15 protein-coding genes and 4 tRNA genes are annotated in these 15,713 nt (G+C 69.5%); 2 read left to right on the top strand and 17 right to left on the bottom strand.

What is annotated here, in order from left to right; all coding sequences use genetic code 11:
- Positions 1-31: 31 nt before the first annotated feature.
- Positions 32-472, bottom strand: a complete 441-nt coding sequence (locus NMB40_RS05495) for a group III truncated hemoglobin (RefSeq protein WP_494360399.1) — start codon at positions 470-472, stop codon at positions 32-34.
- Between the two features lie 71 nt (positions 473-543).
- Between NMB40_RS05495 and NMB40_RS05490 the strand changes: the two genes are divergently transcribed.
- On the top strand, positions 544-837 hold the full coding sequence (locus NMB40_RS05490; RefSeq protein WP_494361044.1) for a hypothetical protein: 294 nt from the start codon (positions 544-546) through the stop codon (positions 835-837).
- Entirely contained in the window at positions 834-1,874 is a 1,041-nt protein-coding gene (locus NMB40_RS05485) for a 4Fe-4S dicluster domain-containing protein (RefSeq protein WP_494360398.1), read from the top strand. The genes NMB40_RS05490 and NMB40_RS05485 overlap by 4 nt, the downstream gene beginning before the upstream one ends.
- Positions 1,875-1,897: 23 nt before the next feature.
- Here NMB40_RS05485 and NMB40_RS05480 read toward each other — a convergent pair whose 3' ends face one another.
- The 16 genes from NMB40_RS05480 to NMB40_RS05405 all read right to left on the bottom strand — a co-directional run bounded on the left by NMB40_RS05480 (position 1,898) and on the right by NMB40_RS05405 (position 15,589).
- Complete coding sequence (locus NMB40_RS05480; protein WP_068850770.1) at positions 1,898-2,134, bottom strand: hypothetical protein; 237 nt, start codon at positions 2,132-2,134, stop codon at positions 1,898-1,900.
- Between the two features lie 261 nt (positions 2,135-2,395).
- The gene (locus NMB40_RS05475; protein WP_068850768.1) at positions 2,396-2,617 is read right to left on the bottom strand and encodes a hypothetical protein; all 222 of its coding nucleotides are present in this window, start codon (positions 2,615-2,617) and stop codon (positions 2,396-2,398) included.
- 107 nt (positions 2,618-2,724) lie between these two features.
- Positions 2,725-2,798, bottom strand: a tRNA-Cys gene (locus NMB40_RS05470).
- A 47-nt stretch (positions 2,799-2,845) separates the two neighbouring features.
- Positions 2,846-2,921, bottom strand: a tRNA-Gly gene (locus NMB40_RS05465).
- A gap of 114 nt (positions 2,922-3,035) precedes the next feature.
- A tRNA-Gly gene (locus tag NMB40_RS05460) sits at positions 3,036-3,111 on the bottom strand.
- A 93-nt stretch (positions 3,112-3,204) separates the two neighbouring features.
- A complete protein-coding gene (locus NMB40_RS05455) occupies positions 3,205-4,317 on the bottom strand; it encodes an NAD(P)/FAD-dependent oxidoreductase (protein WP_494360397.1) in 1,113 nt (370 codons plus the stop codon).
- Between the two features lie 135 nt (positions 4,318-4,452).
- Positions 4,453-4,528 (bottom strand) — tRNA-Gly (locus NMB40_RS05450).
- A 46-nt stretch (positions 4,529-4,574) separates the two neighbouring features.
- Entirely contained in the window at positions 4,575-5,198 is a 624-nt protein-coding gene (pgsA, locus tag NMB40_RS05445) for a CDP-diacylglycerol--glycerol-3-phosphate 3-phosphatidyltransferase (RefSeq protein WP_282245022.1), read from the bottom strand.
- 9 nt (positions 5,199-5,207) lie between these two features.
- A complete protein-coding gene (gene uvrC / locus NMB40_RS05440) occupies positions 5,208-7,055 on the bottom strand; it encodes an excinuclease ABC subunit UvrC (protein ID WP_494360396.1) in 1,848 nt (615 codons plus the stop codon).
- Complete coding sequence (locus NMB40_RS05435; RefSeq protein WP_494360395.1) at positions 7,052-8,467, bottom strand: hypothetical protein; 1,416 nt, start codon at positions 8,465-8,467, stop codon at positions 7,052-7,054. The genes uvrC and NMB40_RS05435 overlap by 4 nt, the downstream gene beginning before the upstream one ends.
- Positions 8,468-8,491: 24 nt before the next feature.
- Positions 8,492-9,289, bottom strand: coding sequence for a 3-deoxy-manno-octulosonate cytidylyltransferase (gene kdsB, locus NMB40_RS05430; protein WP_494360394.1), 798 nt, complete (start codon positions 9,287-9,289; stop codon positions 8,492-8,494).
- On the bottom strand, positions 9,286-10,311 hold the full coding sequence (gene lpxK / locus NMB40_RS05425) for a tetraacyldisaccharide 4'-kinase (protein WP_494360393.1): 1,026 nt from the start codon (positions 10,309-10,311) through the stop codon (positions 9,286-9,288). Before lpxK ends, kdsB begins: the two co-directional genes overlap by 4 nt.
- A complete protein-coding gene (gene msbA, locus NMB40_RS05420) occupies positions 10,311-12,059 on the bottom strand; it encodes a lipid A export permease/ATP-binding protein MsbA (RefSeq protein ID WP_282245032.1) in 1,749 nt (582 codons plus the stop codon). The genes lpxK and msbA overlap by 1 nt, the downstream gene beginning before the upstream one ends.
- The gene (locus NMB40_RS05415; RefSeq protein WP_068850743.1) at positions 12,056-12,478 is read right to left on the bottom strand and encodes an ExbD/TolR family protein; all 423 of its coding nucleotides are present in this window, start codon (positions 12,476-12,478) and stop codon (positions 12,056-12,058) included. Before NMB40_RS05415 ends, msbA begins: the two co-directional genes overlap by 4 nt.
- Positions 12,479-12,481: 3 nt before the next feature.
- Positions 12,482-13,159 carry a MotA/TolQ/ExbB proton channel family protein gene (locus tag NMB40_RS05410; RefSeq protein WP_095364023.1) on the bottom strand — a complete coding sequence of 226 codons (678 nt, stop codon included), beginning with the start codon at positions 13,157-13,159 and terminating at the stop codon, positions 12,482-12,484.
- 3 nt (positions 13,160-13,162) lie between these two features.
- Positions 13,163-15,589, bottom strand: coding sequence for a DNA internalization-related competence protein ComEC/Rec2 (locus NMB40_RS05405; protein ID WP_494360392.1), 2,427 nt, complete (start codon positions 15,587-15,589; stop codon positions 13,163-13,165).
- Between the last annotated feature and the right edge of the window lie 124 nt (positions 15,590-15,713).

Below are 15,713 nucleotides of genomic sequence, written 5' to 3'. Positions count from 1 at the left end.
GCGCCGGCGTGCGGCCCTGCATTGAGCCAGATCAATCCGGGCGCGGTTTCCCGGCGATCGGCAGTTCAGGCCAGCGCTGCATCTGGATGCGCCGCCAGAAGGTGTCGGCGATGCGCGTGGCCACGTCGTCGGCCAGCTGCTGCATGGGCGGGTTGCCCAGTTCGGCGGTGGTCTGGCGGAACAGCAGCAGCCAGCGGTCGAACAGCGCCCGCTCCAGCTCCGGCATGGCCATGTGCTTGGACATCGGATTGCCGTTGAAGCGGCGGGTGCCACGCAGCATGGCCGACCAGAAATCCACCAGCTGGGCCAGATGCGCGTCCCAGTCGTGGATGCGCGCCTCGAACACCGGGCCCAGCGGGTCGTCCAGGCGCACGCGGGCGTAGAAGTCGTGCACCAGGCGGGTGACTTCCTGCTCGCTGCACAGCGCCAGGGAGGCGGCAGGCAGCATCGGGGCGGCGACGGGTGGGGACATGCGGCCATGATGCTACGCCGCTTTGATCAGGATCAATGTGGCGTGCTGTCGCAGGGCTTACCGTGCAGGCCATGGACACGCCGAACGCCCCGCCTGGCAGCCGCCGCCGCCTGCTCATCCAGCAGTGGGGCGCAGTCCTGTGGCCGAGCTTTGTTGCCGCCGGGCTGGCCTGCGCGGTGTTCTTCGCGTTCGTGGACCCGTTGCGCCTGCGTGACATCACCTTTCCGGACCAGGCGCTCAGCCGCGAACTGGGCTACACGCTGGGTTTCTTCATGTTCTGGTCGGTCACGGCTGCCGCCTGCGCGGTCACCGGCTACCTGCTGCGGCCGCGGCCGGGCGATGACGACGAGCTGCCGCTGGGATGACGCCGGTTGCGCCCCCTGCCCTGCGCTGGCGCACCGTGGTGTCCGCGTCGTTGCTCGGGCTGTTCTTCGCCCTGCCCTGGCTGCGCTGGAACGGGCGCCAGGCGCTGCTGTTCGACCTGCCGGCGCGCCGCTTCGACCTGTTCGGGCTGACCCTGTGGCCGCAGGACGTGGGCGTGCTGTTCGGGCTGGTCGCCGTGCTGGCCTGCACGCTGGTGCTGCTCACCACGCTGGCCGGGCGGGTCTGGTGCGGGCATGCCTGCCCGCAGACATTGTGGAGCGCCCTGTTCCGCTGGATTGAACGCAGCACCGCGCGACGGCTGCGCCCGCCGGCCCTGGCCCGCCTGGTCAAACACGTGGCCTGGGCCGCGATCGCGCTATGGACCGGCATCACCTTCGTCGGCCTGTTCAGCCCGATCCAGCCGCTGGTGACCGGCTTCTGGCCGGCCCGCTGGAGCGGCTGGGAAACGTTCTGGGTGCTGTTCTACGCCACGGCCGCGTGGGCCAACGCCGGTTTCCTGCGCGAACAGGTCTGCATCGACCTGTGCCCGTATGCGCGGGTGGCCCCGGTGTTGTGCGATGCCGACACCCCGCAGGTCTGCTACGACGCCCGCCGTGCCGAACCGCGCGGGCCGCGCGAACGCGGCCAAGGCTCGGTGCTGCAACGCGGGCGTGGCCTGCTCGATCCGACCAGTGCCAGCGACTACGCCTTCCGTGCGGCGCATCCGGCCCTGGCCGGCCCGCCGCCGCGCTTCGCCGACGATCGCCTTGGCGATTGCCTGGACTGCGCTGCCTGCGTACGCGAGTGCCCCATGCAGCTGGACGTGCGCGCCGGGCCGCAGCCGGACTGCATCGCCTGTGGCGCGTGCGTGGATGCCTGCGATGCGCAGATGCGTGCGTGGCAGTTCCCCATCGGATTGATCCAGGTCGCCAGCGAGAACGCCGTGCAGGGCCGACCCCGGCGCTGGCTGCGCCCACGCGCGCTGGCGGCGCTGCTGAGCCTGGCCGCACTGCTCGGTATCGGTCTGCATTACCTGTAACCGCCGTCCCCGGGCGGTGGGCGTCAGCGCGTGCGGTTGTCGGGCGGCGGCACCATCTGCGCGCGCCGGACAATCCCCAGCTGTTCAATGATCAGGGCCAGTTCGTTGGTCACCTGGGTGCGGCCGCGGCCCTGCGGCACCAGGCGTTCAAGCACCTGCTGGTAGGTGGTCCAGAACTCCGGCCCACACCCATGCTTGCTGTAGCTGGCCTCCAGCTCGGTGCGGACGCCGTCAGCCAAGTCATTCGCGCCGTATCGCATACGACCTCCCTTGGACCTGCCCTGCATCGAAGACGAGCAATTCCCCCTGTCAGGCTTGCGCCTGCCGCCCCGCCGCTGGGAGGCGGCGGGACTTCACCCACGTTTCACTCCACCCTTTCATGCCCTTCGCGCCAAGTCAACCAATGGTGAACAGGCGATCAAACATGGCATGAATGGTTCAGGCACGCCCCTGCCCACGCAGGCAGGATGCCGCGCGGCCGTTGACAGCTTGATGTCAGCCGGTGGGGGCCGGTCGGGGGGTCAGCCCCCCATCCGCCAGATGCCATAGGCGCTGATGGCCACACCGGCGCCCAGTACCATCCAGGCCACGCCGTTGAAGCGCTTGAACACCTTGGCCAGGCCGAACGAAAGCACGATGGCGGCCAGCCCAAACCCCAGCACGACCACGCCACTGACGTTGCTGGGCGAATCCCAGAACGAACCGGGCGCGCCGACGGCTGCAAACCACAGGGCGATATCCATCGAACATCCTCGACACGAAACGGTACTGCACAGTAGGTGCGCGCTCGTCCGGGCGAAGTGAAGGGCGGAAACGAAAAACCCCGCCGAAGCGGGGTTTGTCGAACTACTGGAGGCCTGGGTCGGAATTGAACCGGCGTACGCGGATTTGCAGTCCGCTGCATGACCACTCTGCCACCAGGCCGGTGACCTTATAAAACAAGACCCCGAGAACGGGGCCTGGTCAGGATTTGGAGCGGGAAACGAGACTCGAACTCGCGACCTCAACCTTGGCAAGGTTGCGCTCTACCAACTGAGCTATTCCCGCAAAATCAGGCGCATATGTTACCGGAACCGCGGGTAACACACCAGCCTTTTTACACTTCATCGCCGCGTGCCACCGCGGAGAAAAACAAGGCCCCTGGGGGGCCCTGTCGAAATCTGGAGCGGGAAACGAGACTCGAACTCGCGACCTCAACCTTGGCAAGGTTGCGCTCTACCAACTGAGCTATTCCCGCAGTGTTGCTGCGTCCTGCGACCGGCACCTGCGTCGAAGGAGCGCTATTGTGTCGGGATTCCTTCACGTCGTCAACAGGTTTATGCAGCGGTATTCAGCCGTGCATGCGCATGCCGCGACGATGAAAATAGACCTGTTCGGCCACCCGCCGCAGCACGCGGGACTGCAGCAGCAGATCCAGCGGCCAATCCGCCTGCAGGTGGTCCATGGCCCAGCGCAGCACCCGTTTGCGCCGGAACGTGGGCGCGGCGCGGACGGCGACGCTTTCGGCCGCAGGCCCCCTGCCGCGCACGTGGCGGGCCACCGCATCGCCCACCGTCCAGCCATGCCGCCAGGCCGAATGGATGCCACCGGCCGACAGCGGCGAGACGATACCGGCCGCGTCGCCAGTGAGGATCACGCCCGGCGCCGCGATCGGCCCGCGTGCGCGCCCACAGGGGACCAGCCCGGCGCGGGTCGCGCTGGGGCGGGCCGCGTCGGGCAGCCCGATCACGCTGCGGACGTGCGCCAGGAAACCCGCCAGGTCCGGCGGGCGCGCATGCGCGGGGTCGTGGCGCAGCGCCAGCCCGATCTGCACGCCGGTCGGGTTCTGCGCTGCCCAGCCGATGTAGCCGGGCGCGAAGCGACGGCTGGCGAAGCAATGCAGCGCGCCACCTTCTGGCAGCTGCAGGCCGGCAAACTCCTGCTCGACCCCGAACAGGGTGTCGTGCACCCGACCCAATCCGGTGCGCTGGGCGACGCGCGAACGGGCGCCGTCAGCGCCCACCAGGTAGCGCGTGCGCCCTGCCCCCGCCACCTGCCAGCCCTCGCCATCGCGCACGGCCTCGGTGAAGGACTGCTGCAGCCGCAGCTCGACACCATGCGCAGGCAGTTCGCCTGCCAGCCAGCGCATCAGGTTCGGCGTGTCGGTGGTCATGAAGTAGTAGCCCGGTGCGGCCAGCTGCACGCTGCGCAGGTTCGGCGCATACAGGCGCACGCGTTCCACGCGTTGCAGCAGTGCGGGCGGAATGCGCTGCAGCCAGGTCTGTTCAAGGACCTCTTTGACCAGGATGCCGGTGGTATGCAGGCGCGCGCCTGGATCTTCCTTGCGTTCCAGCACGCACACGCGCAGGCCGAATTCGGCAGCGGCCAGTGCGCAGGCGGTGCCGGCGAAACTGGCGCCGACCACGACCAGGTCCCAGTCGTATGCGGCGTTGGGGGTGTTCATTGCGGTGCGATCCTGCGGATGCGGGCGCACAGGATCGCGGCGGCAGGCGGGGCGGCCATGAAGTGCCGGTGAAGCGGGAATGAAGCGTGGCCGCCAACGAAAAAAGCGACCCGAAGGTCGCTTTTTTCTTGAATCTGGAGCGGGAAACGAGACTCGAACTCGCGACCTCAACCTTGGCAAGGTTGCGCTCTACCAACTGAGCTATTCCCGCTTGGGAGGCGAAATTCTACAGCCAAACGCGGTGCTGTCAACAGCCCTCAGCCCTTCTTTTTCAGGCGCGCGGTTTCCCGCGCGGCGCGTTCGTCTTCGCGCAGGCTCGGCCACGCCGCATGCAGGTACTGCAGGCCGGAGAACAGGGTGAGTACCGCGGCGATGGCCAGGGTCCAGTCGCCGATATGGAACACCGGTTCGCCCATCCAGATATCGGACACCGGCGTATTCGGCGCCACCGAATACAACAGGCACAACAGCGCGACCATCTGCGCGGTGGTCTTGATCTTGCCGATCAACGCCACCCGCACCTTCGCACGCTGGCCGATTTCGGCCATCCATTCGCGCAGCGCCGATACCGCGATTTCGCGACCGACGATCACCGCGGCCCAGAACGCCATCCACGGTGTCGGGTGGCCCTGCACGATCAGGAACAGCGCCACGGCCACCATCAGCTTGTCCGCGACCGGATCAAGGAACGCACCAAACGCCGAGGCCAGGTCGTAGCGGCGTGCGATCCAGCCATCCAGCCAGTCGGTCAGCGCGGCGATGCCAAAAATCGCGGCGGAGGCGAAATTGGTCCAGGTGTAGGGAAGGTAGAACACCAGCACCAGCACCGGGATCATCACGATCCGCAGCAGCGTCAGCCAGGTGGGGAGGGTCAACTTCATTGCGTCTCTCTACTCGCCGGCCACAGGAGGCGTGGGCAGTCCATGTAGGTTAGCGTAGATGCGTGCGGCGAGGGCAGCATTGATGCCCTCCACCTTGGCGATTTCCGCTTCGCCGGCCGCTTTCAGGCCGACCAGTCCACCAAAATGCTTCAGCAGGCTGGCGCGACGGCGCGGCCCGATGCCGGGAATGTCCTCCAGCTTGCTGGTCATGCGCGCCTTCTGGCGGCGGCCGCGATGGCCGGTGATCGCAAACCGGTGCGCTTCGTCGCGGACCTGCTGGATGAACTGCAGCGCCGGGGACGCCGCGCCCGGACGCAGCTCGCGGCCATCGGGCATCACCAGCGCCTCGTGCCCGGCGCGACGCTCCACGCCCTTGGCGACGCCCACCAGCATCACCCCTTCCACCCCGAGGTCGGCCAGCGCGGCCTGCGCCTGCGCCAACTGGCCGGCGCCGCCGTCGATCAGCAGCAGGTCCGGCAGCACGCCTTCTTCTTCCACCGCGCGGCGGAACCGGCGGTCGATGGCCTGGCGCATGGCGGCGTAGTCATCGCCGGGCTCGATGCCGCTGATGTTGAAGCGGCGGTACTGGCTGCGCACCGGACCGCTGGCGTCGAACACCACGCACGACGCCACGGTGGCTTCGCCCATGGTGTGGCTGATGTCGAAGCACTCCACGCGCTTGACCTGCTCGGCCAGGCCCAGCATCTGCCGCAGGTCTTCGCTGCGCGCATGCTGGGCACTGCGGCTGGTGAGTTCGCTGACCAGCGTGATCTGCGCATTGCGGCTGGCCAGCTCGACATACCCGGCCCGTTCGCCGCGCACGTTCCACTTCAACTGCACCTTGGCCTCGGCCGAGGCGCTGAGCGCCGATTCGATCAGGCTGGCATCGGGAATCTCGCGGTCCAGCAGGATCTCGCGCGGCGGCGAATGTTCGGCGTAGTACTGCGACACGAAGGCACCCAGCACTTCGTCCGCGCTTTCTTCGCCATTGGTGCGCGGGAAGAATGGCCGCGTGCCCATGTTGCGGCCGTCGCGGAACGCCAGCAGCATCACGCAGGCACTGGCGCCCTGGGTGGCGCAGGCCAGCACGTCCAGGTCGGCGGCGCGCCCATCCACGTACTGGCGGGTCTGCATGCTGCGCAGCGCGGTGACCAGGTCGCGCAGGCGCGCGGCCTGCTCGAATTCCAGCGCTTCGCTGGCCGCCTGCATCTGCGTGCCCAGTTCGCGCGCCAGCTGGTCGCTCTTGCCTTCCAGGAACATCGAGGCACGCCGCACCGATTCGGCGTAATCGTCGGCGGCCACCAGGTCCACGCAGGGCGCGCTGCAGCGGCCGATCTGGTACTGCAGGCAGGGCCGCGAGCGGTTGCGGAACACGCTGTCCTCGCAGCTGCGCAGCTTGAACAGCTTGTGCATCAGGTTGAGGGTTTCGCGCACCGCGGTCACCCCCGGGTACGGACCGAAATACCGGCCCGGCACCGCGCGCGGCCCACGGTGCAGCGCGATGCGCGGCCAGTCTTCGCGGGTCAGCAGCACGTGCGGATAGGTCTTGTCGTCGCGCAGCGAGACGTTGTAACGCGGCGTCAGCGACTTGATCAGCTGGTTTTCCAGCAGCAGCGCTTCGGCCTCGGAACGGGTGACGGTCACGTCCATGCGCGCGACCTGCGAGAGCATGGACATGATCCGCGTGGTCTTCGGCGCGCCGTTGAAGTAGCTGCCAACGCGGTTGCGCAGCGCGCGTGCCTTGCCGACATACAGCAGGGTGTCGTCGGCGGCGTACATGCGGTACACGCCAGGCGCGGTACTCAGGTGGGCCGCGAATGCCTTTCCATCGAAGGCCGGAGCGGTATTCGGGGTCATTCGCTGATCGGCACGTCGCTCAGTACGCCGCTGACGGGGTCGAAACGCAGTACGGCGTGGGCATCGGTCTCGGCGATCCACACCGCCCCGCCGCCCAGCGCCAGGCCGGCCGGCCCATGCAGCCGCCGCGGCAGCTCCACGGTATTCAATTCGCCGCCCCCCAGGCGCAGCGTGCGCAGGCGCCCGTTGCCAGCATCGGCGATCCACAGCACGGGCGCATCCGGGCTCATCGCGATCGCCTGGGGGTACTGCAGCTGGGCAGTGGTGCGCGGGCCATCCTGGTCGCCGAACGCCCACATCCCCTGCCCCACCAGCGTCTGTACCAGGTCGCCACGCAGCTGCATCGACCGGATCGACGAGCCGAGCGCGTCGCACACGTACAGCACCTGCTGCACCGCCGCCAGCGCGGCCGGCTGCGCGAACGCGGCCAGATGGCCACTGCCGTCGCGCTCGTCCATGGCGCCGGAGCCGGCGCGCCAGGACAGCGTGCGCTGGCCCAGGTGGTAGCTCCAGATGCGGTTGTCGCCGGCCATGGCGATGTGCACCTGGTTGTCGGCCACGGCCAGCCCCTGCGGGTGGTTCAGCGGCGTCTGCCGGGGATCGCCCACCGCGCCTTCGCGCGGGTCGCCCGGGCGGCCATTGCCGCACAGCGTGTCGACCTGGCCGGTCAGCAGGTGGATCCGGCGCAGCGCGTGGTTGCCGGTGTCGGCCACGTACAGCCACTCGCGCTCCAACGCCAGGCCCTGCGGCCGGTTGAACGCGGCCTCGCCCGGGCCGCCGTCCATCATGTCGGCGGTGCCCAGCCCGAACTGGCGAAGCACCCGCCCGGCGTGGCTGCATTCGAGGATGCGGTGGTGGCCGCTGTCGGCGATGTACAACCGCTCGGTGCTTACCGCCAGCGCGGTCGGGAACAGCATCGGCAGGCGCGGTTCGGGATGCAGCTCGCGCTGCCGCGAGGCATCGACATCGAGCGGACTCGACGTCCCTTGGCACAGGCTGTTGAGCGCGCGGTCCAGCTCGTCGCCGAAGCCGACCAGGCGGTCAACCTCGCGCCCCTGCGCGTCCAGCAGGACCAGGGTCGGCCACGCCGTGATATTGAACCGGCGCCAGCCGTCCCAGTCCGCATCCAGCAGCGCCGGCACGGTTACTCCATGGCGGCGCAGCAGCTTCAGCGCCTGCTCCGGTTCGCGCTCGAAGTCGAAGCGCGGCACCTGCAGCACCAGCACCTGCAGCTTGCCAGGGTTGCGCGACTGCCATTGGCCGAGCTCGGCCAGCCGGTGCGCGCACCAGACCGAGGCAGCGTTGACGAAGGCCAGCACCACCGGGCGACCGCGCAGTTCGGTCAGGGTGGTCGGCGCGGCATTGAGCCACGTGGCGAACTCGGGCAGGTCCTGGACGGGTTGTACGTTCATGCGGTGATTATGCCGGACTGGGCGTCATGCAACCGTCGTGCCACCGTCAATTTCGCGGCGGGCCAACCAGCCTTCGGCACGCGCCAGGTCCTCGGGGGTATCGATCCCCGGCGGGAAGGCGGCCGGCGACAGCGCCACGCTCAACCGGTGGCCCGCCTCCAGCACCCGCAGCTGCTCCAGCGATTCCAGCTGTTCCAGCGTGCCCGGCGGCAAGGCGGCGAACTGCTGCAGGAAGCCGGCGCGGTAGGCATAGATGCCGATGTGGCGCAGCCAGTGGGAGCCGGAGAGGCGCTCGCGCGACTGCGCGAAGGCGTCGCGGTGCCAGGGAATCGGAGCGCGGCTGAAGTACAGCGCGTCCAGGTTCTGCTGGCGCACCACCTTGACCACGTTCGGGTCGAACAGGGTCTGCGCATCCTCCACCGGCGTGGCCAGGGTCGCCATGGCGGCCCCGCTGTAGACCAGCGCTTCGGCCACCGCGCGGATGCCCTCGGCCGGGGCGAAGGGCTCGTCGCCCTGCAGGTTCACCACCACGGTGTCGTCGGACCAGCCGGCCTGGCGGGCGCATTCGGCCAGCCGGTCGGTACCGGAAGCGTGGCTGGCGGCGGTCATCGCCACCTGCACGCCGTCCAGGCCCTGCAGGGCATCGGCAATGCGCACGTCATCGGTGGCCACCCAGACCTCGCGCGCGCCGGCCAGCAGCGCGCGTTCGGCCACGTGCAGCACCAGCGGCCTGCCGCCGAGCAGCCGCAGCGGTTTGCCGGGCAGCCGCGAAGCGGCGTAACGCGCGGGAATGGCGACGACGAAATCGACGGGCTGGCTCATGCGGGACCTCTAAGTTTATCCACGCGGTCCAGCAAGTTGACCCAGAACGCGGCGGGAAGATCGGCCGACAGCGGCACCGAGAAATGCCATTCGTTGGCGAACGCCTTGCACTTCACCGCATCCTTTTCGGTCATCAGCACCGGCAGCTCGCTGCCAAAGCGCAGGTCCGCGGCCTGGTAGGCATGGTGGTCGGCGAAGGCATGCGGGACCACGCCGATGCCATGCGCGCGCAGCATGTCGAAGAAGCGCTGCGGGTGCGCGATGCCGGCCACGGCATGCACGCGCTGGCCACGGAAGTGCGACAGCGCGCGGGCGCGGCCGCCGCTGAGCGGTAGTGCACTGTCGATATGCAGCTGCATCGCCCATTCGCCGAAACCGCACGAGGCGAGCGCGGACGGATCGGCGCTGGCCTGGCCCAGGTTGACCACGCGGAAGTCGCAGTCGCGCGCGCGCTCGGCGGGCTCGCGCAGCGGCCCGGCCGGGATCAAGCGGCCGTTGCCGTAGCGGCGCTGTGCGTCGACCACTTCAATTTCGATGTCGCGTGCCAGCCGATAGTGCTGCAGGCCGTCGTCGCAGACGATGATGTTGCAGCCGGCTTCGACCAGCGCCTTGCCGGCCGCCACGCGGTCGGCATCGACCCGCACCGGCACGCCGGTTTTCCAGGCGATCAGCACCGGTTCGTCGCCGCCCAGCGCGGTCGGCGTACTTGCCTCGACCCAGCGCGGCACCTTGGCCTCTTCGCGCCCGTACCCGCGACTGGCCACGCCCGGTTTCCAGCCCGCGTCACGCAGGCGGTCCACCAGGGCGATGGTCAGCGGGGTCTTGCCGGTGCCGCCGGCAGTCACGTTGCCGACCACGATCACCGGCACCGGCAGGGCATGACGCTTGCGCCAACCGCGCCGGTACAGCCCGCGGCGCAGCGCCACCACGGCGCCGTACACCGGCGCCAGCAGGCGTGCGGCGAACGGAATCGCACTGCCGTCGTACCAGTACGATGGCGTCTGGGAACCCTTGGACGCCATCAGGGCTGCCTTTCGCGGAACTGCATCTTGTGCAGGTGCTCGTACAGCCCACCCAGTGCCAGCAGTTCGCTGTGGGTGCCGCGCTCTACGATGCGGCCGTGGTCCATCACCAGCACCTGGTCGGCGTGTTCGATGGTGGACAGGCGGTGCGCGATCACCAGGGTGGTGCGCTCGGGCATCAGGCGCTGCAGGGCATCCTGCACCAGCCGCTCCGATTCGTTGTCCAACGCGGCGGTGGCTTCGTCGAGGATCAGCACCGGCGCGTCGCGCAGGATCGCGCGGGCGATCGCCAGGCGCTGGCGCTGGCCGCCGGACAGCAGCGCACCGTTCTCGCCCACCGGGGTCTGCAGCTGCTGCGGCATGCGTTCGATGAACTCCCACGCATTGGCCGCTTCGGCGGCCGCGCGGATCTGGTCCTCGCTGGCATCCATGCCGTAGGCGATGTTGGCGCCCACGGTATCGTCGAACAGCATGACCTTCTGCCCCACCATCGCCACCTGGCGGCGCAGGTCGGCCAGCGGGTAGTCGTCCAGCGGCACGCCATCGAGCAGGATGCGCCCGCCGCTGGGCTCATAGAAACGCGGCACCAGCCGGATCAGGCTGGTCTTGCCACTGCCTGAGCGGCCGACGATGGCGGTCACGGTGCCCGGCTTGGCATCGAAGGTGATGTCGTCCAGCGCGATGCCGGTGTCTTCGCGGTAACGCAGCATCACGTGCTGGAACGACAGCTCGCCACGGACGCGCTTGGCGCGGGTGCTGCCTTCGTCGCGCTCGACCGGCAGGTCGAGGATGCCGAACAGGCGCTCGGCGGCGGCCACGCCGCGCGAGATAGAGGTCTGCACGCTGGTCAGGCGGCGCAGCGACGGAATGATGGCCATCATCGAGGTCATCAGGCCCATGAACTGGCCCGCATTCAAGCGCCCGGCTAGCGCTTCGCGGGTGGACACCCACACGATCACGGCCAGCGCCAGGGCGGCCAGGAACTGCACGGTGCTGGAGGCCAGCGCGCGGGTGGTTTCCACCTTCATGTTCAGGCCGAGCATGCGGTTGGCCAGCCGCGAGTAACGCGAGATCTCGTGCGCCTGGGTGCCATGCACCTTCACTTCCTGCTGCGCGGCCAGCGACTGCTCGGCGGTCTGCGCCATGCTGCCCATGCCGTCCTGGATGCCCCGGCTGATGCGACGGTAGCGCTTGCCCACGAACGAGACGATCACGCCGATCAGCGGCACCACCACCAGCATCGCGACAGTCACCTTGACGCTCATCTGCAGCATCACCACCAGCATGGCGATGATGGTCAGGGTGTCGGCGACCAGGGTCTTGAGCGCATCGGCGCTGGCCTGGGTGACCTGCTCGGTGTCGTAGTTCAGGCGGCTGACCATCACCGGCGTGGCTTCGCTGTCGAAGTGCGACGACGGCAGGTGCAGGTACTTGGACAGCACCTGCTCGCGCAGGTCGCGCACCACGCTGCGGCCGGTGCGGGCCAGCGCGTAATCGCTGACCAGGGTGGCCAGGCTGCGCATCATGAACAGCCCGAGGATGGTCAGCGGCAGGATCACCGCCATGCGCGGCTCGGGGTTGACGAAGCCGCGGTTGACCAGCGGTTCCATCAGCTTGGTGAAGTGATAGCCGGCCAGGGCTTCGACCACCATCGCGATGACGGCGGCCACCATGAACACCCAGTAGGCGCGGGTGTAGCCCAGCAGGCGTTTGTAGATCGGCCAGACCGGCGCGTGTTGTTTACTCATGGACGCACCTCCGGCGCGGTAGCGATGGCGATGCGGCGGAAACCGAGCTGGCCCAGGGCATCCTGGGCGGTCACTACGGCCTGGTACGGGGTGCGGGCATCGGCGCGCAGCAGCACGGTCTGCTCACGGTCGGTGCCGGCGACGGCGGCAATGGTCTGCTTGACCGATTCCACGTCGGTGCGCAGCACTTCCTGGTCGTTGATGAAGTAACGCCCCTCGGCGTTGACCAACACGCTCAGCGAGCGCGGCGGCTCGGTGGTGTCCTGCTGGCTGGCGGTCGGCAGCTGCAGTTGCAGCGTCGAGCGCGCGTCGAAGGTGGTGGTGACCACGAAGAAGATGATCAGCACGAGGATGACGTCGATCAGGGGCACCAGATCGATGTGCACCTCGTCCTGGACCCGGTCGTTGCGGATGCGCATCCGTCAGCCCTTGGCCGTGACGGGCGCGGCGCCGGCTGCCGGCGCGGTGCCGGCGCGCGGTGCCGCGTTCATGACGCCGGGGCGGCCGTCCAGTGCATCGAGCAGGGCCGAGGCCTCCATTTCCATCTCGATCACGTAACCGCCGATGCGGCCCTTGAAGTAGCGATGGAACATCAACGCCGGGATCGCCACGATCATGCCGGTGGCGGTGCACACCAGCGCCTTGCCGATGCCGCCGGCCAGCTGGTTCACATCGCCTACGCCGTGGTCGAGGATGCCCAGGAACATCTGGATCATGCCCACCACGGTACCGAGCAGGCCCAGCAGCGGGCCGGCCGATGCGATCGTGCCCAGCGCGTTCAGGAACCGCTCCATGCGGTGTACCAGATGGCGGCCGGCATCTTCGATGCGTTCGCGGATCTGGTCGCGCGGACGATTGCGCGCCTCCAGCGCCACGGCCAGCAGCGCGCCAAGCGGCGAGTTGGCGCGCAGCGACTGGATGTGATTCGGATCGAGCTTGCCGCGCGCGGCCCAGTTGCGCACTTCCTGGCCCAGCCCCGGGGGCAGGACCTCGTTACGCCGCAAGGTCCAGAAACGCTCCAGGACGATTGCCAAAGCCAGTACGCCCAACAGCAGCAGCGGCACCATCGGCCAGCCACCGGCCTTGACCAGTTCCCACACGTTTCAACCCTCCGGCCCATTGGCCGCCTGTATGACCGCCGATAGGATAGCAGCCGACCGCGCCCGCTCCGCGGCATCCCACCAACGGCGTTCGAAAAGACGCTGTTCGCGCACCTGCAGCCCCTCCCCGCCCAGCCACAGGCGCAGCGCGCCGCTCTCGGCGGTGTTCAGCACTTCGGCGGGGGCGCCCTGCCAGCGCTGCACCACGTCCCGGCGCGGGTGGCCGAACCGGTTGCCATGCCCCGCCGAGACGAGGGCCAGGCGCGGCGACACCGCCTGCACCCATTCCGCACCGGATGAGCCGGCACTGCCGTGGTGCGCCACCAGCACCGCGTCGGCGCGAAGCGCGGCGGGCACCGTGGCGACCAGCGCGGCCTCTTCGCGCTGGCCGATGTCGCCGGTAAGGAGCACCACGCCGTGGGCGGACTGGATGCGCAGCACGCAGCTGCTGGCGTTGCCGGCGTAGTCCATGTCCGGCGGGGGGTGCAGGACAGTGAAGTCCACCCCGTCCCAACGCCAGCGCTCGCCCCGGCTGCAGCGCAGCCCGGCACCGGGCACCGCACCGGGTGGCGCCTGCAGTGGCGGGGCATGGAAGGCGCGCCGCACGGCCGGCATGCCGCCGGCATGGTCGCGGTCGCCGTGGCTGAGCAACACCCGGTCCAGCCCGGCCTCGCCCAGCGCATGCAGGGTCGGCACGACGATCCGTTCGCCGGCATCGAATCCTCCCTCGGCGGCCGGACCGGCGTCGTACAGCAACCGGTGGTGCCGGGTGCGCACCCACACGGCCAGGCCCTGCCCCACGTCCATCACCAGCAGCTCGACCTCGCCGGGCGCGGGCCGGTCGCGCGCGGGCCACAGCAGCGGCAGGCACAGCAGCAGCGCCGGCAGGCGCATGCCGGCGGCGCGCGGCAGCAGCAGCCAGAACACCCCGAGCACCGCCAGCGGCACCGCCGTAACACCCGCCTGGGTCGCCCACCACAGCGCCCACGGCTGGCGCGCCAGTGCCCCGAACAGCCACCAGCTCGCGTCGAAACAGGCGGCCGCCCCACGCCAGGGCCAACGCCCCGCCCCATCGAACAGGGCTTCAAGCCCGGTGCCGAGCAGCGCCAACGGCACCACCACCAGGCTCCACCACGGAATGGCCAGCAGGTTGACCAGCGGCCCCGCCCGCGAGGCCTGCCCGAACAGGGCCACGGTCAGCGGCAGCAGCGCCAGGGTGGCCACGCCCTGCGCGGCCAGGAACGTCCGCAGCCAATGGACATCGCGGCCCGGCAGGCACCAGACCAGCCACAGCACGCCGGCGAAGCTCAGCCAGAACCCGGGGGCCAGTACCGACAGCGGATCGACCAGCAGCACCACCAGCGCCGCCAGCGCCAACGCCTGGCCGACCGTGGTCGGTCGCCGCACGCAGCGTGCAGCGGCGACCACCGCGATCATCAGCACCGTCCGCACCGTGGGCAACGCGAAGCCCGCCACCGCCGCATACAGCGCGGCGCCGGCAACGGCCGCCAGTGCGGCTGCCAACGGCCGTGGCCAGTAGCGCCCCAGCCCGGGAAGCGCGCGCCACGCCAGCGCCGCGAGCCATGCCGCAAACCCGGCGACCAGCCCGACGTGAAACCCGGAGATCGCCACCAGATGGGTCAGGCCCAGCGCGCGCAGGTCATCCCAGTCGCCCTGCCCCAGCCCCCGGGTGTCGCCCAGCGCCAGCGCCTGGATGAAACGGGCACCGGTGCCAGGCACGTGTCCCGCGATGGCATCGGCCATGCGCTCGCGCCACGCCGGCAACCCGGCCGGCTCGCCCAAGGCCATCGCCGGCGCGCGCACGTGCCCCGTACCGGTCAAGCGCTGCAGCAGCGCATGCCGCTCGGCGTCGAAGCCAGCGGGATTGCGCAATCCACGCGGTGGACGAAGCCGCGCAGGGAGCTGCCAGCGTGCACCGGCGCGAAGCGAGTAGCGCAGCGCCAGTTCGGTTCCAGGCACGCGGGCACGGGCTTTCGCCGCAGTGACGTCATACCAGGCGAGCGCCAGCTCGCGCCCACGCAGGTGCGCGGGCATCGCCGCATCGTCATCCACGCGGAGCCGGAAGCGGGTGCTGCGCGCTCCATGCTGTGGCAGGTCCACTACCCGGCCGCGCAGCACGTGGTCCGCAGGCGCGGCATCCGCGGGCAACTGCAGGGCCAGTCCGGCATGGGCGTGCAGGGTTACCCAGCCGATCCCGGCCAGCGCAGCGCCGCACCACCGTGCACGCGGCCATCCCAACCAGACGCCCGCTCCGACGAGCAGCGCGCACCACACCGGCATCCGGGGCAACAGCACTGGCGAAAACACGACACCGCAAACACCGGCCAGCAGTGCAGCCGAACACGCCTTGCCGAACAGGGGCAACGGAGCCGGAAACAAACGGGAGAGGACGTCCGACAGAAACGACATGCAGGCCACCACGCGCGGGAACCTGCATGCTTGGCCGGCGGCGACGCGGTCGCCATCAGGCGGGTGTGGAACGTGTCGTCGGGAAGCGCCACTGATGCGGAGCCCACAACGCAAAAAAGCCGAC

The organism is Stenotrophomonas sp. FBCC-B152 (assembly GCF_059134105.1).
The sequence above is the reverse complement of the archived record's forward strand: the minus strand, read 5'-3'. Positions and strand labels throughout refer to the sequence as shown.